At 69.9% G+C, this 18833-nt stretch carries 16 protein-coding genes; 10 read left to right on the forward strand and 6 right to left on the reverse strand.

What is annotated here, in order from left to right; all coding sequences use genetic code 11:
• Positions 1-69: 69 nt before the first annotated feature.
• Positions 70-1431 carry a DUF2252 domain-containing protein gene (locus ACFQ9V_RS15540; RefSeq protein ID WP_382460024.1) on the reverse strand — a complete coding sequence of 454 codons (1362 nt, stop codon included), beginning with the start codon at positions 1429-1431 and terminating at the stop codon, positions 70-72.
• A 166-nt stretch (positions 1432-1597) separates the two neighbouring features.
• On the opposite strand from ACFQ9V_RS15540, the gene ACFQ9V_RS15545 reads away from it, so the two are divergent.
• From ACFQ9V_RS15545 to ACFQ9V_RS15575, 7 genes are all read left to right on the forward strand, one after another.
• Positions 1598-3220, forward strand: coding sequence for an MFS transporter (locus ACFQ9V_RS15545; protein ID WP_382460025.1), 1623 nt, complete (start codon positions 1598-1600; stop codon positions 3218-3220).
• Positions 3221-3342: 122 nt separating this feature from the next.
• The gene (locus ACFQ9V_RS15550) at positions 3343-5175 is read left to right on the forward strand and encodes a glycoside hydrolase family 15 protein (protein ID WP_382460026.1); all 1833 of its coding nucleotides are present in this window, start codon (positions 3343-3345) and stop codon (positions 5173-5175) included.
• Complete coding sequence (locus tag ACFQ9V_RS15555) at positions 5172-6272, forward strand: ATP-binding protein (RefSeq protein ID WP_382460027.1); 1101 nt, start codon at positions 5172-5174, stop codon at positions 6270-6272. The genes ACFQ9V_RS15550 and ACFQ9V_RS15555 overlap by 4 nt, the downstream gene beginning before the upstream one ends.
• A gap of 13 nt (positions 6273-6285) precedes the next feature.
• A complete protein-coding gene (locus ACFQ9V_RS15560) occupies positions 6286-7140 on the forward strand; it encodes an MIP/aquaporin family protein (protein ID WP_382460028.1) in 855 nt (284 codons plus the stop codon).
• A gap of 57 nt (positions 7141-7197) precedes the next feature.
• Positions 7198-7755 (forward strand): hypothetical protein, encoded by a 558-nt coding sequence (locus ACFQ9V_RS15565; protein ID WP_382460029.1) that lies wholly within the window; start codon positions 7198-7200, stop codon positions 7753-7755.
• A gap of 59 nt (positions 7756-7814) precedes the next feature.
• Positions 7815-8093 carry a type II toxin-antitoxin system RelE/ParE family toxin gene (locus ACFQ9V_RS15570; RefSeq protein WP_382460030.1) on the forward strand — a complete coding sequence of 93 codons (279 nt, stop codon included), beginning with the start codon at positions 7815-7817 and terminating at the stop codon, positions 8091-8093.
• Positions 8094-8110: 17 nt separating this feature from the next.
• Positions 8111-8377 (forward strand): HigA family addiction module antitoxin, encoded by a 267-nt coding sequence (locus ACFQ9V_RS15575; protein WP_382460031.1) that lies wholly within the window; start codon positions 8111-8113, stop codon positions 8375-8377.
• Between the two features lie 7 nt (positions 8378-8384).
• On the opposite strand, the gene ACFQ9V_RS15580 is transcribed toward ACFQ9V_RS15575, so the two are convergent.
• The 4 genes from ACFQ9V_RS15580 to ACFQ9V_RS15595 are packed head-to-tail and all read right to left on the reverse strand — an operon-like array spanning position 8385 to position 12484.
• A complete protein-coding gene (locus ACFQ9V_RS15580) occupies positions 8385-9056 on the reverse strand; it encodes a GAP family protein (RefSeq protein WP_382460032.1) in 672 nt (223 codons plus the stop codon).
• On the reverse strand, positions 9057-10280 hold the full coding sequence (locus tag ACFQ9V_RS15585) for an AI-2E family transporter (protein ID WP_382460033.1): 1224 nt from the start codon (positions 10278-10280) through the stop codon (positions 9057-9059). It lies immediately after the preceding gene.
• Positions 10267-11997 (reverse strand): SulP family inorganic anion transporter, encoded by a 1731-nt coding sequence (locus ACFQ9V_RS15590; protein WP_382460034.1) that lies wholly within the window; start codon positions 11995-11997, stop codon positions 10267-10269. The genes ACFQ9V_RS15585 and ACFQ9V_RS15590 overlap by 14 nt, the downstream gene beginning before the upstream one ends.
• Before the next feature lie 13 nt (positions 11998-12010).
• Positions 12011-12484, reverse strand: a complete 474-nt coding sequence (locus ACFQ9V_RS15595; RefSeq protein WP_382460035.1) for an SHOCT domain-containing protein — start codon at positions 12482-12484, stop codon at positions 12011-12013.
• Between the two features lie 170 nt (positions 12485-12654).
• On the opposite strand from ACFQ9V_RS15595, the gene ACFQ9V_RS15600 reads away from it, so the two are divergent.
• From ACFQ9V_RS15600 to ACFQ9V_RS15610, 3 genes are all read left to right on the forward strand, one after another.
• Positions 12655-13854, forward strand: a complete 1200-nt coding sequence (locus ACFQ9V_RS15600) for a Fic family protein (protein WP_382460036.1) — start codon at positions 12655-12657, stop codon at positions 13852-13854.
• A 77-nt stretch (positions 13855-13931) separates the two neighbouring features.
• Positions 13932-16277 (forward strand): arylsulfatase, encoded by a 2346-nt coding sequence (locus ACFQ9V_RS15605; RefSeq protein WP_382460037.1) that lies wholly within the window; start codon positions 13932-13934, stop codon positions 16275-16277.
• A gap of 18 nt (positions 16278-16295) precedes the next feature.
• Positions 16296-17900, forward strand: coding sequence for a SulP family inorganic anion transporter (locus ACFQ9V_RS15610; protein WP_382460038.1), 1605 nt, complete (start codon positions 16296-16298; stop codon positions 17898-17900).
• Between the two features lie 6 nt (positions 17901-17906).
• On the opposite strand, the gene ACFQ9V_RS15615 is transcribed toward ACFQ9V_RS15610, so the two are convergent.
• Positions 17907-18812, reverse strand: coding sequence for a hypothetical protein (locus ACFQ9V_RS15615; protein ID WP_382460039.1), 906 nt, complete (start codon positions 18810-18812; stop codon positions 17907-17909).
• Positions 18813-18833: the final 21 nt, after the last annotated feature.

Here is an 18833-nt window from a genome sequence, read left to right on the forward strand (position 1 = left end):
CGTAAACGCCCCTAAAACCGAGTTTTAGGGGCGTTTACGTGCCCCTCGGCGGAGCAGAGTGAAGCGCAGTCAGCTGAAGTCGCCGGCGCGGACCGCGTCGACGAAGGTCGCGTAGTCCGCCTCGGACTGGTTCGCATACGAGTGCGCCCACTCGGACACCGCCCGCACGAACGCGCCCCCCGTCCCCATGTACCCGGCCGCGAACTGCGCCTTCGGCGAGCGCGCGTGGGCGCGGCCCAGGACGACGGCGCACGACTGCGCGTAGTCGCCGAACTGGGCGCGGTTCATGTCGGCGATCTCGAACGAGGCGTTCCGGTTGCGGAAGATGCGCATGTAGAAGCTGAAGTCCTCCACGTTCAGGTAGCCGAGGAACGGGTCGGACACCGCCTGCAGGATGCGCTGGCAGCCGACGACCCGGTAGCCCTGGTGCAGCGCCTCCAGCTCCGGGTCCAGGTAGCCGACGACGGGTGGGACCCCGCCGTACTGCTGGATGACGGAGCGGCTGGCCTCCTTGAGCTGGAGGATGAGCACGTCGCCGGTCGGGTCGCCGAGCGCGAGGATGAAGCAGCGCGTCCCGACACTGCCGACGCCGACCACGCGGCGCGCGGCGTCGAGCACGGTGTACTGCGACAGCATCAGCGCGAGGTTCGTGGGGACCGTCGCGCGGTACGCGGTGAACACCGACTCGATGAGCGCGCGGACCTCCGGCTCCAGCCGGGTGAGCACCGGCGGGTTCTCGACGAACTGCACGCCGCCGTCGCCGCCCTCCTCGAGGGAGCGCCGGGCGACGCGCTCGCTCGTCCGCTTCTCCGACTCCTTGAGGGTGCGTCTGATCATCCGCTCGCTGTCCGGACTCAGGATCTGCCGGTCCACCAGGCTGGTCGGCCGGAAGTACCGGCCGATGAGCGTGCTCTGGAGGGCGTTCCGCAGCGAGTTGCGGTACATCGCGGCCGCCGAGACCACGATGGCGCGCAGGTCGGAGCCGCCCATGCCGAGAGAGCGCCCGGCCAGGACGACGCTGGCGAGCAGCCGCCGCACGTCCCACTCCCACGGGCCCACGGACGACTCGTCGAAGTCGTTGATGTCGAACACCATCGCGCGCTCCGGCGAACGGTAGATGCCGAAGTTGCTCACGTGCGCGTCGCCGCAGATCACGACCTCGGCGCCGGAGGTCGGGGCCTGGCGCATGTCGGCGGCCTGGAGGGCGGCCGTGCCCCGGTAGAAGGCGAACGGGTCGGTGGCCATCCGCTGCATGCGCAACTGCACGAGGTTCGGGAGCCGGGACTCGTTCTGCTCGTGCAGGATGCCGAGGGGGTCGCGACCGGGCGGCGGCGTGTACTCCGCCTGAGCGGATCGCGGCACCTGCGTACGGGCCTGGCGGCCGGCGTCGTAGAGCTCGGTTTCGGTGAGCGGGGTCGCGATCGTCGTCATGACGCACCTCCTGGGGTGGCGCTCATGCTAGCTCTGCGCGCGGCGCGCGGGTAGACGTCTCCGTTTCGGGCCGGAGAGTCTGCGGCTGCTGCGGCGCTGAGCGCGGGTCTGGTGCGGCTCGACGGCCGCGGGCTACCATCGGGCAGATTTCCGGGAGGTGGCGGCGATGGCAGGACGGTGGGGCGCGGTCACGGTGCTGGCGTCGGCGCAGTTCGTGATGACGCTCGACAGCACCGTGATGAACGTCTCCATCTCGACCGTCGTCAAGGACCTCCACACCACCATCTCGGCCATGCAGGCGTGCATCACCTTCTACACGCTGACGATGGCGGCCTTCATGCTGCTGGGCGCGAAGCTCGGCGATGTCTGGGGCCGCAGGCGGGCGCTCGTCATCGGCTCGATCGTGTACGCCGTCGGCTCGGGCACCACCGCGCTCGCGCCGAACATCGTGGTGCTGTTCCTCGGCTGGTCGGTGGTGGAGGGGCTGGGCGCCGTGCTGGTCATCCCGGCCATCGCCGCGCTCATCGCCGACAACTACTCGGGGCACGCGCGGGTGACGGCGTTCGCCGCGATCGGCGCCGCGTCCGGCGTGGCCGTCGCGGTCGGGCCGCTGATCGGCGGCTTCCTCACCACCTACGCGAGCTGGCGGTACGTGTTCGCGGGCGAGGTCGTGATCATGGCGATCGTGCTGCTGTTCCGCAAAGCGGTCGCCGACAACGGCGAGCGCCTGCGGATCCGGATCGACATCCTCTCTGTGCTGCTCTCGGCCGCCGGTCTCGTGCTCATCGTCTACGGCCTCCTGCAGACGAAGACCTGGGGCTGGATCCTCCCGAGCCAGCAGGACATCAAGCTCCTCGGGATCTCGCCCGTGCCGTTCATCGTCGGGATCGGGGCCGTGCTGCTCTGGCTGTTCTTCCTCCGCCAGCGCCGGCTGATCCGGCTCGGGAGGCCTCCGCTGCTGAACACCGCGATCCTGCGGCTCCGGCAGCTCCGCGCGGGGGTCGGGAGCCTCGGCATCCAGTACACGGTGACCGCCGGCCTGTTCTTCGTCGTGCCGATCTTCCTGCAGCTCTCGCTGGGGCTGGACGCGCTGACGACCGGGCTGCGGATCTTCCCGCTGTCGGTCGCGCTCGTGCTGTTCTCCATCCTCGGGACGGTGCTCGCGCGGAGGCTGTCGCCGAAGCTCATCGCCCGGATCGGCCAGTACGGGCTCGTGCTGTCGAGCCTCGTGCTGCTCGGCTCGGTGGACTCGACGCTCGACAACTGGATCTTCGGCGCCGGGATGTTCCTGGCCGGCGCGGCCCTCGGCCTGCTCGCGTCCCAGCTCGGCAACGTGACCATGTCGGCGGTGGGCGACGACGAGCTCAGCGAGGCGGGTGGAGTGCAGGGGGTGTACCAGAATCTGGGATCGTCGCTCGGGACCGCGTTGATCGGCTCGGTGATGATCGCCTCGCTCACCACCTTGTTCAGCGGCGGGGTGGCGGCGAGCACGCTCCCGGACTCGGTGCAGCAGCAGATCGCGTCGGAGACGCAGGCCGGCGTCGCGGTCGTACCGGTGGCGGATGTGCCGAAGATCGCGACGGACGCCGGCCTCTCGCAGGATCAGGCGAACGAGCTCTCCGCCATCTACAGCACATCGCAGCTCGACGCCCTGCGGCTGTCGTTCGCGGCGCTGGCGATGGTCTCGCTCGGCGCCGTGTTCTTCTCGCGCAACCTGCCGTCGAGCGTGCTGGGGAAGCCGGAGGGCGAGGCGGCCGAGGAGGCGGAGGAGGATGCGGCCTCCCACTGAGAGGACACGCCTCCGCTGACAGCCCGCGCCTTCCCGCTGACAGGTCTGGTGCCACGCTCGCGCCCGGAGCTAGCATGCGGCCGTCGGCGCCGGGCGGCGTGGCACGACGGGAGGAGACCCGCATGGAGGCGTTCCCCGAGATCGCGGACCACGGTCTGATCGGCGATCTGCAGACCGTGGCGCTGGTCTCGACCGGCGGCTCCATCGACTGGTTCTGCGCTCCCCGGTTCGACTCGCCCACGATGTTCGCGGCGCTGCTCGACCGCGAGAAGGGGGGCTTCTTCCGCATCCACGCGCTCGCCGACGACGTGCGGATCCGGCAGATGTACTTCCCGCAGACCGCGGTGCTGATCACCCGGTTCATGTCGTCCGCGGGCGTCGGGGAGGTCATCGACTTCATGCCGGTCGCCGACGAGCCGCGGATCGCCACGGCCCGGCGCATCATCGTCCGCGCCGTCCGGGTGGTGCGCGGCGAGCTGACCTTCCGGCTGGAGTGCCGCCCGCGGTTCGACTACGGCCGCAGCGCGCACACCGCGACGTCCTCCGACAACGGCGTGCTGTTCGCCGACGACACGACCAGCGCGGCCCTGCACGGAGTGCCGGCGGACGCGCTGGTGGACGGCGACGTCGACCTGGAGTTCACGCTCGGCGCCGGCGACCTCCGCATCTTCGCGTTCGAGACCGAGCCGCGCGGCGAGCCCCGCGACATCGGCCGCGCCCGCGGCAACCGCCTGTTCCGCGAGACGGTCGCCTTCTGGCGGGACTGGATCGGCCGCAGCGGCTACTCCGGCCGCTGGCGGGAGGACGTGGAACGCTCCGCGATGGTCCTGAAGCTCCTGCAGTACGCGCCGAGCGGAGCGCTGGTCGCAGCACCGACCGCCGCGCTGCCCGAGCAGCTCGGCGGCGTGCGCAACTGGGACTACCGCTACACCTGGATCCGCGACGCCTCCTTCTCGGTCTACTCGTTGCTCGCCCTCGGCTACGAGGAGGAGGCCATCGCCTTCTCGCTGTGGACCGCCGACCGGGTCTCCGAGGCCGTGGGCGAGAGCTCCGGGCCGCTCAAGATCATGTACCGGATCGACGGCTCGTCCGACCTGGAGGAGCTCACCCTCGACCACTTCGAGGGCTACGCGGGCTCGACGCCGGTGCACATCGGCAACGGCGCCGCCGACCAGCTCCAGCTCGACATCTACGGCGAGGCGCTGGACGCGCTGTCCATCGCGGAGGACCATCACCCAATCGGTCATCCCGGCTGGGTGAAGCTCGTCGGCATCCTCGACTGGCTCGCCGACAACTGGGACCAGCCCGACGAAGGCGTCTGGGAGACCAGGGGAGGCCGCAAGGACTTCACCTACGGCCGGATCATGTGCTGGGTCGCCTTCGATCGCGCCATCACCATCGCCCGGGAGCGCAGCCGCCCGGCGCCGCTGGAGCGCTGGATCACCACCCGCGACGCCATCTACGAGCAGGTCTTCACGAAGTCCTGGAACCCGGAGCGGAAGGCCTTCACGCAGCATCCCGGCACCGACGTCGTCGACGCGATCACGCTGCTGATGCCGCTGGTCGGGATGATCTCGCCGCAGGACCCGATGTGGCTCTCGACGCTCGACGTGATCGGGGAGGAGCTGGTCACCGACAGCCTGGTCTACCGGTACAACCCGTCGGCCTCGCCGGACGGCCTCCCCGGCGAGGAGGGCACCTTCTCGCTGTGCTCGTTCTTCTACGTCTGCGCGCTGACCGACGCCGGCCGGCTGGACGAGGCGCAGTACGCCTTCGAGAAGATGCTGACCTACGGCAACCACGTCGGCCTGTTCGCCGAGGAGATCGACCCCGCCGGCCTCCAGCTCGGCAACTTCCCGCAGGCCTTCACGCACCTCGCGCTCATCCGGGCGGCGATCGCGCTGGACGCCGCCCTGACCGCCCAGAGCGCCACGAACCGGAAGGCCGCACGATGATACCGCTCACCATCGGCACCACCGTCGACGCCCCCGAGCGTCCCGCCGTCATCGACGGCTCGCGCTTCAACCGCCACACCTTCTGGTGCGGGCAGAGCGGGTCGGGCAAGACGTACGCGCTCGGCGTCGTGCTGGAGCAGCTGCTCCTGCAGACCGAGCTGCCGATGGCCGTGCTCGACCCGAACGCCGACTTCGTGCGGGTGTCGCGGACCAGGGAGGACGCGTCGGCCGAGGAGCGCAACCGCTTCGCCGCCTTCGACATCCGGGTCTTCCACTCCAGCACCCGCGCCGAGCCGCAGCTCCACGCCCGCTACGTCGACCTCCGGGTGCGCTCGCAGGCCGCGGTCGGCAGGCTCGACCCGATCGCCGACGAGGAGGAGTACAACGCCCTCCTGCACCTCGACAAGTCGCCGGGGCAGCACTTCGACAAGGAGCGCTTCCTGGAAGCCCTCGCCTCCTCGGACGACCCGGCTCGGCAGCGGCTCGGGATGCGGATCGACAACCTGCAGATCCTGGACTGGCCGCTCTGGTCGTTCGGCCGTTCCTCGGTCGTCGACACGATCGACGAGCGGCCCCGCGTCACCGTGCTCGACGTCGGAGGTTTCGCGCACCTGGCCGAGCCCCAGGCTGCGGCGCTGTGCGTGCTGGAGCACCTCTGGGAGAAGCGGATGGAGCGCGACCCGCTGCTGATCGTGCTGGACGAGGCGCACAACTTCTGCCCGCCCGTGCCGCGGAACAGCGTGGAGGCGCAGCTCACCGAGCAGCTCATCCAGATCGCCGCGGAGGGCCGCAAGTTCGGGCTGTGGCTGTTCCTCTCCACGCAGCGGCCCACCAAGATCCACCCGAACGTGCTCTCCCAGTGCGACAACCTCGGGCTGATGCGGATGAACTCGCCGCGCGACCTGGACGAGGTCGGCGACGTGTTCGGGTTCGTGCCGCAGCACCTGCTGGAGCAGTCGCCGACGTTCCGCAAGGGCGAGGCGCTGTTCGCGGGGGCGTTCTCGGACGAGCCGCAGCTCGTGCGGATCGGCCGGCGCATCACCGTGGAGGGCGGCAGCGACCTGTCGGTGGAGCCGAGCACGGTGGGCGCCGGATAGCCGAGGAGGCATCATGAGTCAGGAGCAGACCCGCAGGGACGCCGCGGAGGCGCGCGGGATCATGAACGACGTCGTCCACGGGCGGCTGATGCACGTGCCCACGTCGATCGAGCAGTCCATCGAGGACTTCCACGACACGTCGCAGGAGTGGCGGCGGCTGTTCTCGGAGCTGCTGGGCACCTTCTTCCTGGTGCTGGTGGCCGCGGGCGGCGGAATGATGGGCCAGGCGTTCCCGAACACGATCTCGCGCACGGCGGCCGTGACCGCGCCCGCGCTGATGGTGTTCGCGATCATCCTGTTCATGGGCAAGGTCTCCGGCGCGCACCTCAACCCGGCGGTCAGCGTGGCGTTCGCGCTGCGCGGGGACTTCCCGTGGTCGCGCGTGCCCGGCTACATCATCGTGCAGCTCGGCGGCGCCTCCCTGGCCGCGTGGTTCCTGGAGGGCGTCACCCACGTGTCGGCACGGTACGGCTCGAACTACCCGGCTTCCGGCTTCAGTTCGTGGGACGCGCTGTTGATGGAGACGGTGCTGACGTTCGGCCTGGTGAGCGTCATCCTGGGCACGGCCTCCGGAGCCCAGAACCTCGGCATCATCGGCGCCTTCGGCGTCGGCGCCTACATCGCGCTGGCCGGACTGTGGGGCAGCCCGATCTCCGGCGCCTCGATGAACCCGGCGCGCACGTTCGGACCCGACCTGGTGAGCGGGCACTGGGACGCGTACTGGGTGTACATCGTCGGTCCGGTCGCTGGCGCCGTGATCGCGGTCGGAGCGGCGTTCCTGCTGCGCGGGCGCGGGGGAGGCAACGCCGGGTCGGCGGCGGCGCAGGGCGGCCTCGCGACGGAGGCGCGGTTCCCGGAGAAGGAGTGAGCGGCGGCGGGATTCGCGGGACTGACGCCGCGACCGGCCGCGGACCATGATGTCCTCATGGACTCGATGGACCTCAACGAATCCGGCGCGGAGCCCGCCGACAGCGGCGTCCGGGTCCAGCGGGCGCTGTGGCGCCACTGGGGCACGCCCGCGGGCATCTACGGCACCATCGTCTACGCGAGCGTGGTCGCCGCGAGCTCGGGCGGCGCGTCGGACCAGGCGGACGCCCTGCACGTCCTGGTCTTCACTCTGGTGAGCATCGTGGTGTTCTGGCTGGCGCACGTCTACTCCACCGCCCTCGGCTTCCACGCCGACGACGACAGCGCCCGCGCGCGCATCGTCGACTCCCTCCGACACGCGCTCTTCGAATCGAGCGGCATGCTGGAGGCGGCGGTCGTCCCCAGCATCCCGCTGCTGCTCGCGGCGCTCGGCATCCTCCCCGCCGAGGTCGGCGTGTTCGTGTCGCTCTGGCTGACCGTGCTGCTGCTGGCGCTGCTGGGCTACCTGGTGTTCCTGATCCGCGGGCGGTCGGTGCTGGTGTGTTTGACGGGGGCGGTGGTGACGGGAGGGTTCGGGGTCGTGGTGATCCTGCTGAAGACGACGTTGCAGCATTGAGCGGCTCGGCGGCAGTCTCCGGTTTGTGCCGCGTGCCGTTACGCGTTACACTGGTCGAGGTGATCAAGAGTTTCGCCCACAAGGGTCTGTCCGCGTTCTACTACACAGGCTCGGCGAGAGGGATCGTGCCGCAGCATCGGCGAAGGCTGCGGTTGATCCTGGCGACACTCGATGACGCCGCTGTACCCGAGGACGTCGACCTGCCCGCGTTCGGCCTCCATTCGCTGAAAGGCGACCTCGCCGGCATGTACTCCCTGCGAGTGAACGGCAACTGGAGAGTGATCTTCGCCTTCGATGACGAGGACGTGATCCTCGTCGATTACCTGGACTACCACTGACCAAGAAGGAGCGGATGATGACGATGCACAACAGACCGCACCCCGGCGAGGTGCTCGCCGAGCAGCTCGGACCCGAGGGGCTCGGGCTGGCCGTGGGCGAGGCCGCGCTGAAGTTGGGGATGTCGCGCCCGGCGCTCTCCCGGGTCCTCAACGGCCACGCCGCGATCAGCACCAAGCTCGCGCTCACCCTCGAAGCGAACGGCATCGGCACGGCCGAGCTGTGGCTCAGGATGCAGATGCGCTACGACCTGGAGAATGCCAGGGCCGCCGCGGCGGCCGGCTGACCCCCGCTCAGAAGCTCCCGATCCCCTTCCCGACCAGCACCACCCCGATCACCAGCAGCAGCACCGCCATCACCGTCGCATTGTTGCCCACGAGCCACCCGCGCAGCGCGTCGAGCGGGCCGCGCATCGCGTCGGCGGCCACCAGATACCCGATCACCGGGATGGCGACCGAACTCGCCGCCACGACCACGAAGATCAGGATGACGACCGTCGCAGACCCGGCGCTGAGCCCGGCCGTGCCGATGGCGACGCCCGCGCCCGCGGCGAGCAGGAGGTTCTTCGGGTTCACTGCCGCCAGGATGAACGCCAGCACGAACCCGCGCCCGGCGGTCATCGAGTCGATCGCGCTCATCCACTTCGGCAGCGAGACCGTCTCACCCGGCTTCGGCCGCGAGCGCCACTGCCGCAGCGCCAGGAACAGAAGTCCCAGCCCCAGGATGATCTTGATGGTGCCGGCGATCGGCTTGGAGACGTTCGGGTCGGCGGCGGGGATGAGCCCGGACAACAGCGTGAAGACCACCACGGCGACCGCGATGCCCAGCACCCAGCCGATCAGGAAACCCACGCTCGTGCCGCGCGCCTTCGGCGAGAGCAGCATCAGGATCGCCGCGATGATCGGTATCGGGCTGATCGCGATGCCCAGCGCCAGCGGAAGGGTGTCCCCGATCGCACTCCCCATCTACTCCTCTTTTCGTTCGTCGATCGCGGGGGTGTGCCTCGCGTCCTTCGCCGACTTGCGTTCGGCCTTCGCCGCGTCGGACTCCACCTTCATCAGGTCTTTCGTCTCCCTCAGGTCGCCGATGACGGCGCGCCAGATCCGGGCGCGCGGGTCGGAGTCCACCAGGATCGCCCGGGCCAGCAGCGTCAGCGGGATGGCGAGGATGGCGCCGATCGCGCCGAGCACGATCGCCCAGAGCAGCACGGAGAAGAAGGTGAGCGTCTGGCTGAGCGCCACGGCGTTGCCGACCACCTTCGGCTGCACGACCGACTGCACGACGGCGTTGACGACCCCGTAGATGACGATGATCGCGATGACGGTGCCCCAGCCGCCGATCAGGTAGCCGAACACCAGAGGAGGCACCAGCGCCAGGAAGTAGCCGACGTTGGGGATGAAGCTGCACAGGAACGACAGGATCGCCCAGAGCAGCGCGGCCGGCACACCCAGGATGAACAGCGCGACGCCGTTGATGACGCCCTGCACGATACCGAGCACGGTGGTGACGACCATGTACCGGCGGACGCTGTGGGCGAAGCCGGTGAGCGCGTACACGAGGTTCGGCTTGGTCGGCTCGAGCTGGCGCAGCAGCGTCGGCGTGTAGGCGGCGTCGGCGGGCATCAGGATGAGCATGGTCAGCACGATCACCCCGAACGTGATGAGACCGAAGGCGCCGCCGAGCAGGCTGCTGAAGAAGTTCAGGAGCTTGGTCGGATCGAAGCCCTGCGTCACCGCCTGGAGGTCCTGCGGGCTGATGCCGATGCTCGTCAGCCAGCTCGCGAACTGCTGGCCGATCTGCTGGAACTGCTCCTTGTACTGCGGCAGCATCGCGACGAACTGCGCCATCGCGATGATCAGCAGGGCGGCGAACCCGGCCAGCAATGCGAAGGTCGTGAGCGCGACCGCGCCGGTCGCGACGCCGCTCGGCGTGCCGTGCCGCTCCAGCCAGACCCGCACCGGCTGCGCGCAGATGACGAGCACAAGCGCCAGCAGGGTCGGGGCGAGGATGCCGGCGATCGCGTGCATCCCGATCAGGATGACGACGCCGGCCGCCAGGGCGAGGAGGATGCGGACGCTACGGCCGTTCGCGGCGGTGGCCTCCTGGTCGGGGTCGGGCCCGGCAGGCGGCGGAGGCTCCGGCGCGCGGGTGCGGCGGCGGAACGGCCAGATCCCGCTAACGGCGGCCATGATCTGTTCCTGCGGTGGGTGTCTGGAGCGCCATGATGGCCTCCCTGTTGGTGTCGAAGAAGCGCACGCCGTCCAGCAGCCCGAGGTGCTGGAGGCGGTCGTGGATGCCGGGACGCACCCGGCTGAGGGCGAGGTCGCCCCCGTGCGCGGCGAGGAAGGTCTGCACGGCCTCCCACGATTCGGCGCCGGTCACGTCGACGTCGGTGACGGCCTCCATGTCGAGCACGACGTGGGTGGCGCCGGTGTCGCTGACGGCGCGCTCCACCGCCTTCTCGAAGGAGGTCGAGTTCGCGAAGAACAGCGGCGCCGCGAGCCGGACGACCACGACGCCCGGAACGGTCGGCTCCCCGGCGGGCGCTGCCGACAGGAGGGAGCGCTGCGGGTCGCCGTCGGCGGCCAGGGTGTCGATAGGCGGGTTGGCCGCCCGGCGCGTGACGTTGACGACCGCGAGGACGAACGCGATCACGATGCCGGCGATCGGCCCGATGATCAGGGCGCCGAGGAAGCATGCGGCGCCGATCGCGAACTCGAACCGGTCGAGCCGCCAGAGCCGGTTGAAGTCGGGGATGCCGAGCAGCGGGACGACCGCCACGGCGACGATGGTGCCGATGGCGGGGGAGGGGATGTCCGCCAGCAGGGCGGTCCCGAAGATCAGGAGCAGCAGAGTGCCGAGGGCCGTGATCAGGGAGGGCAGCTGCGTGCGGGAGCCGGACTGGTCCATCGCGGCGGTGCGGGAGGTCGACGACCCGACCGCGAAGCCGCCGCTGACGCCCGCGGCGATGTTCGCGGCCCCGAACGCGAACAGGTCGCGGTCGGGACGGGTCGGGTAGCCGCGCTTCTCGCCGTAGGAGCGCGAGACCAGCAGGCCCTCGCCCATCGTCACGACGGTCAGGGCGATGGCCGAGGGGATGAGCGCGAGCCACTGCCCCCACTCGATGACCGGCCACGTGAACGTCGGAGGGCCGGCATCCACATGGCCGAGCACGGCGACCCCGGCCCTCTCCGCCCCGGTGAACACGACCACGACGGTCGCGACGATGAGGACGAGCAGAGCCCACGGCATGGTGGCGGCCAGCCGGCGGCCGACCAGCAGGACGACGAGGGCGCCGAGCGAGATGAGCAGCGACCAGACGTTGAGCGTCGGCAGCCCGGTGATGAGCCCGCCGACCTTCTCCAGGAACTCCCCGCCCGAATTGATCTTCACGCCCAGCATCTTGGCGACCTGCGACACCAGGATGTCGAGCGCGAGGCCGCCGACGAAGCCGACCAGGATCGGCTTGGAGAGGAAGTTGGCGAGGAACCCGAGCTTGAAGAACGAGCAGAGCAGGAAGAGCACGCCGCTGATCAGGGCCTGCGCGAGGGCCAGAGTTATGTAGTCCTGGTGGCCCGCGACGGCGAGGCCGCCGAGCGAGGAGGCCACGAGCGCGGCGGCCGCGGCGTCCGGCGACGCGACGAGCTGCCGCGAGGACACGGTGAGCGCGTAGACGACGGCGGGAACCACCAGAGCGTACAGCCCGGCGGTGGCGGGGAGGCCGGCGATCTGCGCGTAGCCGATGTTGAGCGGGATGGCGATGGCCAGCAGCGTGACCCCGCCGAGCACCTCGCGGACCGCGTTCTTCGCGGTCAGTCCCGCGAGCGGCCGGATGCGGGTGCGCGACGGCGCCGGAGCCCTGGAGGACTCCGGCGCCGTCGCGGTCGGGTCGGTCACGTCGGTCACCGATCCCGTTCGGTCACGCCGTTGGCGCTGCCGGCGGCGGGGTCGGCGCGGACGGGGCGGCGGGGGCCGCGGGCGCTGCGTGCGCTCCGGCTCCGGCCTGGTGACCGAGGGCGACGCTCTTCAGGTGCGCGAACTCCTCGGGGGTGATGGTGCCGGCGTCGAGGAGGGCTTTCGCCTTCGCGATCTCGTCGGACGGGCTGGAGGTGGCCACCTCGCGGATGTAGGCGTCGGTGCTCCGCTGCACCTGGCGGGCCTCCTTCTGGCTGCGCTCCGCCATCCCCGGCCCGCGGGCGATGAGGTAGACGAGCGCGGTGAGGAACGGCACGAAGATCAGGAAGATGATCCACAGCGCTTTCCACCAGCCGTTGAGCTTGTGGTCCCTGAACAGGTCGCTGATGATCGCGAACAGCGCGAACAGGTACGCGATGAAAGCGAAGCTCCAGAAGAACAGCCAGATGATGTTCCAGAAGTTGTTCCAGAAATCCATGTCGTTTTACCTTTCCCCTGGGCTCGGGTCCGAGCCTGGATGTGCGCTGAGAGTAACGCCGCGGGGGGAGATGCGTCTAGAGGTCGATGGGGTGGTGACGAGGTGAAAATAAGGAAGGCCGTTATTTACACTTAGGCCATTAAGTGTAAATAACCGCTACGGTTGTTCTCATGTCCGACGTTCGAGCCTGGCCCGCGCTGACGCGGGAGCAGCACGCGTGGCAGTCCCGCTGCAACCGGGACGACCTGACTCAGCGCCAGTGGGCGTCGACCCGGGGCCCCTACGAGGCCGCTGTCGCGCCCTCGATCGCCGGACTCGACGTGCACGTCAGCGCCGATGTCGCCGCGGAAGCAGCCGAGGCCGCGTCGCTGCTGACCCGCTTCGACGCCGAGCTGGGACTCTCCGTCCTCCCGTTCGCCTCGATCCTGCTCCGGAGCGAGTCCGCCTCCTCGTCGCAGATCGAGAACCTGACCAGTGGCGCCCGCGCGATCGCCGAGACCGAGCTCGGCGAACGGGACACCGGCAACGCACCCCTGATCGTGCGCAACGTCCACGCCATGCAGGCGGCGCTCGAACTCTCCGACGGGCTCGACGACGGAGGCATCATCGCGATGCACGCGGCCCTCCTGGAGGATCACGCGCCCGAGCTCACTGGCGGCTACCGCCGCGAGCAGGTGTGGATCGGAGGCTCGGGAGTGAGCCCGCACGGCGCCGCCTTCGTCCCTCCGCATCACGATCGGGTGCCCGCGTCGATGACCGATCTGGTCTGGTTCCTGCGGCGCTGGGACGTCCCCGCGCTCATCCACGCCGCAGTCGCCCACGCGCAGTTCGAGACCATCCACCCGTTTCCCGACGGCAACGGCCGCGCCGGGCGCGCGATCGTCCAGGCGATGCTACGGCGTTCCCGCACGACCGCGACGGTGGTGGTGCCCGTCTCCGCCGGCCTCCTGCACGACGTCGACGGCTACTACGCGGCGCTCAGCGCCTATCGCGCCGGGGATGTCGACCCGATCGTGCGCTCGTTCACCGAGGCCGCGGGATTCGCGGTGCGCACCGGACGGCAGCTCGCGACGGCGATCGCAGAGCTCCGCACCCGCTGGGAGGAGGCGCTGACCGGGCTTCGCTCGGACAGCTCGGCCCGGCGGGTGGCTGCGCTCGCGCTCGAACAGCCCGTGCTCAACGCGGCGGTCGTGGAGTCCAGGCTCGGTCTGTCCGCGCCCGGCGCCTACCGGGCGTTCGAAGCGCTGGTCGATCGTGGTGTCCTGCGCTCCGCCAACTCGCGGAAACGCAACCGGCTCTGGATCGCGGACGACATGATCCAGGCGCTCGACGCGTTCGCGGATCAGGCGGCGCGCCGTCGCACCCGCTGATCGGGCCCCGCGCTCCCTCCTAGACGCCGCCGCCCGGCCCTGACTAGCGTGACCCGTAAATCGAGGGGGTACACGCTGTGACCAGAGATTTCCAGGGAAAGATCGAACTCGATGTGCGGGATTCGGTGTCCGATTGGGATGCCTTCCTGCCGCCGAAGGCGCGGGAGGGGTCGCCGAACGTGCTGCTCGTGCTCTACGACGACACCGGGCAGGCGGCGTGGTCGACGTACGGCGGACGCATCCAGATGCCGACGATGGAGCGGCTCGCGCAGAGCGGCCTGACCTACACGCAGTGGCACACCACGGCGCTGTGCTCCCCGACGCGGTCCACCCTGCTCACCGGGCGCAACCACCACTCGAACGGGTTCGCCACCATCTCCGAGTCGTCCACCGGGTTCCCCGGCTACAACTCGCACATTCCGGCCTCCAACGCGACGATGGCGAACCTGCTGCGCGATGCGGGCTGGGCGACCTTCTGGGTGGGCAAGAACCACAACGTCCCGATCGATGAGTGGACGGCGGGCGCCAGCAAGAAGAACTGGCCGCTGGCGCAGGGCTTCGACCGGTTCTACGGCTTCATCGGCGGCGAGACCAACAACTGGTACCCGTCGCTGGCCGAGGACAACCACTACATCGACCAGCCCTACCTCCCGGAGCAGGGCTACCACCTGTCCAAAGACCTGGCCGACCAGGCGCTCCGGATGCTGCGCGACGTCAAGCAGACCGAGCCGGACAAGCCCTGGTACCTGTGGTTCTGCCCGGGCGCCAACCACGCCCCGCACCACGCGCCGCAGGAGTACATCGACAAGTACAAGGGCGTCTTCGACGACGGCTACGAGGCGTACCGCGAGTGGGTGCTGCCGCGGATGATCGAGAAGGGCCTCCTGCCGGAGGGTACGGAGCTGACAGCGATCAACCCGATGCCGCCCGGGACCTTCTCGCAGACCGACGAGGTGCGCCCGTGGGGGGAGCTGAACGCGGACGAGCGCGCCATGTTCTCTCGCATGGCCGAGGTCTACGCCGGATTCTCCGAGTACACCGACGCGCAGGTCGGCAGGATCGTCGACTATCTGGAAGAGAGCGGGCAGCTGGACAACACGCTCATCATCTATTGCGCGGACAACGGCGCCTCCGGCGAGGGGAGTCCGAACGGATCCGTCAACGAGGGCAAGGTGTTCGGTGGCTATCCGGACGACGAAGCCCAGAACCTGACCATGGTCGAGGAGCTCGGTTCGCCGAACACGTACAACCACTACCCGACTGGCTGGGCGGTCGCGTTCTCGACGCCGTACCGGATGTTCAAGCGCTACACCTATCAGGGCGGCGTCTGCGATCCGCTGGTGATCTCCTGGCCGAAGGGCATTCGGGCGCGCGGCGAGGTGCGCAATCAGTACCATCACTCGACCGACATCGTCGCGACGATCCTCGACGTGTGCGGTGTCGAGCTGCCGGACAGCGACGCCGGCGTCGAGCAGCGGCCGCTGGACGGAGTCTCCATGACGTACAGCTTCGACGCGCCCGCGGACGGCCCGACGACCAAGGAGACCCAGTACTACGAGATGCTCGGCAGCCGCGGTGTCTGGCACCACGGCTGGAAAGCCGTGGCGGAACATGGCCCGACGAGTGGCATGAGTGGCTTCGACCACGACACCTGGCAGCTCTTCCACACCGACATCGACCGGTCGGAGGCGAACGACCTCGCAGCGGAGCATCCGGACAAGGTCGATGAGCTGAAGGCACTGTGGCTGGCGGAGGCGGCGCGGAACGACGTGCTGCCCCTCAACGACCTCCAGATCATCGGGAGCGCGAAGGACTTCGAGACATTCGTCTCGATGGAGTTCAAGGTCCCTGTGCCGCCGAGCGGCCAGTACACCTACTATCCCGGCACGACCGAGATCCCGGAACGGTCGGCGGCGAACACGCACGGCGTCTCGTACAAGGTGCTCGCCGAGGTCGACACCACCGCGGACACCGAGGGCGTGATCTTCGCGCACGGCTCGCGGTTCGGCGGCCACAGCCTCTTCGTGAAGGACGGGAGGCTGACCTACGTCTACAACTTCCTCGGCATCCCGCCGGAGAACGTCATCTCGGCGCCGGTCCCCGGCCCGGGGAGGCACATCTTCGGCGTCTCGTTCACGAAGGAGCGGATGGGCGAGTACCGGGAGAGCATCGGCCCGCTGGCGCTCTACATCGACGACGAGAAGGTCGCCGAGCAGGAGATCCGGACGATCCTCGGCCACTTCTCGCTGTGCGGCGAGGGCCTGTGCATCGGCTACGACTCCGGCGACGCCGTCTCGAAGCTGTACGAGGGCTCGCACTTCGAGTACAGCGGCGGCGGGATCGTCAAGGTCGTCTTCGACATCGCCGACGACGCCTACGTGGATGTGGAGGCGCACCTGGCCGCCGCGATGGCCAGGGACTGACGGCTGCGGGGGCCGACCGTGACCACCGCGCCCCCGGCCGTCCGGCGGTCGTGGCTGCTGCCGACCCTGGCGGGGTACCGCCGGGAGTGGCTGGGCCGCGACATCCTCGCCGGAGTGTCCGCTGGCGCGGTGGTCGTGCCGCAGGCGATGGCGTACGCGACCATCGCGAACCTGCCGGTGGAGGCCGGCCTCTACACGGCGACGGTGCCGATGGCGGTGTACGCGTTCCTGGGCGGCTCGCGGGCGATGAGCGTGTCCACGACCTCCACGATCGCGACGCTCACCGCGACGACGTTCGTCTCGGCGGGGGTCGTCGCGAACTCGCACGCGATCCCGCGCGACCTGGTGACGCTGACCCTGCTCGTCGGCGTGGCCCTCTTGCTGGCCCGGCTGCTGCGGCTGGGCACCCTGGTCGAGATCATCAACAAGCCGACGCTGCTCGGCATCCAGATCGGCGTCGGCGCGACAGTGGCGGTCGGACAGCTCCCGAAACTGCTGGGGGAGACCGACGCACCGACCGGCGGCGGCTTCATTCACAGCGTCAACGCGGTCGTGGCGGCGATCCCGCACGCCAACCCGGTGACGACGGTCCTGTCGGTGGTGTCGGTCGCCGCGCTGTTCCTGTTCAAGCGGTTCCTGCCGCGGGTGCCCGGCCCGCTGATCGTTGTGGCGGCGGGGATCCTGCTGGTGGCATTCGGCGGGTTGCGCTCAGCGGGCGTGGAGCTGATCACCCTGGTGACCCGCGCGTTCCCGCTCCCGGCGCTGCCCAGCCTCGACCACGTCTTCCAGCTCATCCCCGGCGCGCTGGCCATCGCGGTGATGGCGTTCCTGGAGTCCGCGGCCGTCGCGCGCGGCATCCGTGAGCTGGAGGACCCGCGCATCGACAGCAACCGCGAGCTGTTCGCGACGGCGATGGCGAGTCTGCTCGGCGGCTGGTTCCAGACGCTGCCGGCGGCGGGCGGGTTCTCGCAGAGCGCGGTGAACAAGGCGGCGGGAGCGCGCTCGCAGCTCGCCGCGCTCGTCACGGTGGTGCTCGCGCTGCTGATCGGTCTCTTCCTCGGCCCGGTGATCAGCCTGTTGCCGCAGGCGACGCTGGCCTCCCTCGTCTTCGTCGCAGTGTTCGGGCTGATCGACGTGAAAGACCTGGTGCTGCTCTGGCGGATCAGTAGACGCGACTTCGCGATCTCGATGGCGACCGCGGTCATCGGACTGACCGCCGGCCTGCTCGCCGCGGTGGGCGTCGGGGTGCTGTTCACCCTGGTGCTCGTGCTGGCGGCGCTCAACAAGCCGCGGGTCCGGGTGGAGGAGACGGCGGGAGGCCGCATGAGCGTCAGCCTCCTCGGCCCGCTCTACACCGCCAACGTGCTCGCGACGGAGCAACTCATCCTCGACGCGGCCGACGCCGCACGCGCCGCCGGGGAGGTCACCGAACTCACCCTGGACTGCTCACCGCTCCAGGACATCTCCATCACGGTCATCCTCGCCCTGCAGAACCTCGACCAGGAGCTCGCCGGGCGCGGCATCCGGCTCCGCGTGCGCGGCATCCCCTCCGCCGCGCACGCGGTCGCCACGCGGACCAAATGGTTCCAGCGGATGGAGGGGGAGGGGCGGGTCGTGGACTAGTCCCCGCTATGCTCCCGCCCACTCCAGGACGCGCAGCGCCCGCAGCGTGTTCCAGCGGCTCGGCTCGCCCACGGCCTCCATGTCCAGGAGGGATCGGCCGGAGTGCTCGTGGTCGAGCAGCCAGCGGCCGTCGGGCTGCCGGCGAGAGGAGACCACCGACACGGCCTCCGCCACCCGCTCGTCCGCCGGGACTCGCGCCGCCCGCAGGTGGTCGAGCCCGCGCAGCAGGTCGAACGACCAGTAGTACGGGAACGAGAACCGGAGCCAGCTCTCCGCGATGACCGAGCCGTCACTCAGACGCCGCATCAGGCCGCGGGTCAGCAGGTACTCGTGGCCGCGGGCGATCACCGCGTCCACGTCGGTCGGGCCACCCGCGTCGCGGTAGGCGGTCAATCCCTCCAGCGCGCAGATCGTGCTGTGGAACGACCCGGGGTCCTGGCGGGTCTCCGCGTAGCAGTTCCAGCCGCCGTCGTCCTGCTGCTCGTTCAGGAGCCGCTCGACGATCAGCTCGCTGGGATGCCCGAACCGCGCCCCCGCGACGAGCACGCGGCCGTTGATGCAGGGCTCCACTTCGCCGTCGAAGAACGCGTGGTTCCACCACTCCTCGCCCCAGTCGACCTGGCGCACGACCCGGTCGACCGCGACCCGGGTGCGCTCGCCGTCCGCGGGAGCACCCAGCACGGCGAGCATCAGCATCGCGTCGTCCACGCCCACCCGGTCGCGCTGGGTCCAGACGCCCTCGCCCCAGGTGCCGTCCTCGCGCTGCCGGTCGAGCAGGGCGGCGCCCCAGCCCTCGGTCTCCACGTTCGCGCGCTCCGCGGCGACGGCGGCGTCCGGCTCGTGCAGGAGGTCGCGGCGCACCTGCCAGCGGATCGAAGGGTCGCCGTCCAACAGCCAGCCGATGACATCCACGGCGCACAGGCTACCCGGCGA

This window comes from Leifsonia sp. NPDC056665 (assembly GCF_042791795.1).
Taxonomy (GTDB): domain Bacteria; phylum Actinomycetota; class Actinomycetes; order Actinomycetales; family Microbacteriaceae; genus Leifsonia.

Excerpts from the sequence above, each read along its gene's own strand:
- ACFQ9V_RS15585 (WP_382460033.1), bottom strand. The coding sequence starts at position 10,280 with ATGGCCGCCGTTAGCGGGATCTGGCCGTTCCGCCGCCGCACCCGCGCG.
- ACFQ9V_RS15560 (WP_382460028.1), top strand. The coding sequence starts at position 6,286 with ATGAGTCAGGAGCAGACCCGCAGGGACGCCGCGGAGGCGCGCGGGATC.
- ACFQ9V_RS15600 (WP_382460036.1), top strand. The coding sequence starts at position 12,655 with ATGTCCGACGTTCGAGCCTGGCCCGCGCTGACGCGGGAGCAGCACGCG.
- ACFQ9V_RS15555 (WP_382460027.1), top strand. The coding sequence starts at position 5,172 with ATGATACCGCTCACCATCGGCACCACCGTCGACGCCCCCGAGCGTCCC.
- ACFQ9V_RS15580 (WP_382460032.1), bottom strand. The coding sequence starts at position 9,056 with ATGGGGAGTGCGATCGGGGACACCCTTCCGCTGGCGCTGGGCATCGCG.
- ACFQ9V_RS15575 (WP_382460031.1), top strand. The coding sequence starts at position 8,111 with ATGACGATGCACAACAGACCGCACCCCGGCGAGGTGCTCGCCGAGCAG.
- ACFQ9V_RS15595 (WP_382460035.1), bottom strand. The coding sequence starts at position 12,484 with ATGGATTTCTGGAACAACTTCTGGAACATCATCTGGCTGTTCTTCTGG.
- ACFQ9V_RS15565 (WP_382460029.1), top strand. The coding sequence starts at position 7,198 with ATGGACTCGATGGACCTCAACGAATCCGGCGCGGAGCCCGCCGACAGC.
- ACFQ9V_RS15545 (WP_382460025.1), top strand. The coding sequence starts at position 1,598 with ATGGCAGGACGGTGGGGCGCGGTCACGGTGCTGGCGTCGGCGCAGTTC.
- ACFQ9V_RS15540 (WP_382460024.1), bottom strand. The coding sequence starts at position 1,431 with ATGACGACGATCGCGACCCCGCTCACCGAAACCGAGCTCTACGACGCC.
- ACFQ9V_RS15550 (WP_382460026.1), top strand. The coding sequence starts at position 3,343 with ATGGAGGCGTTCCCCGAGATCGCGGACCACGGTCTGATCGGCGATCTG.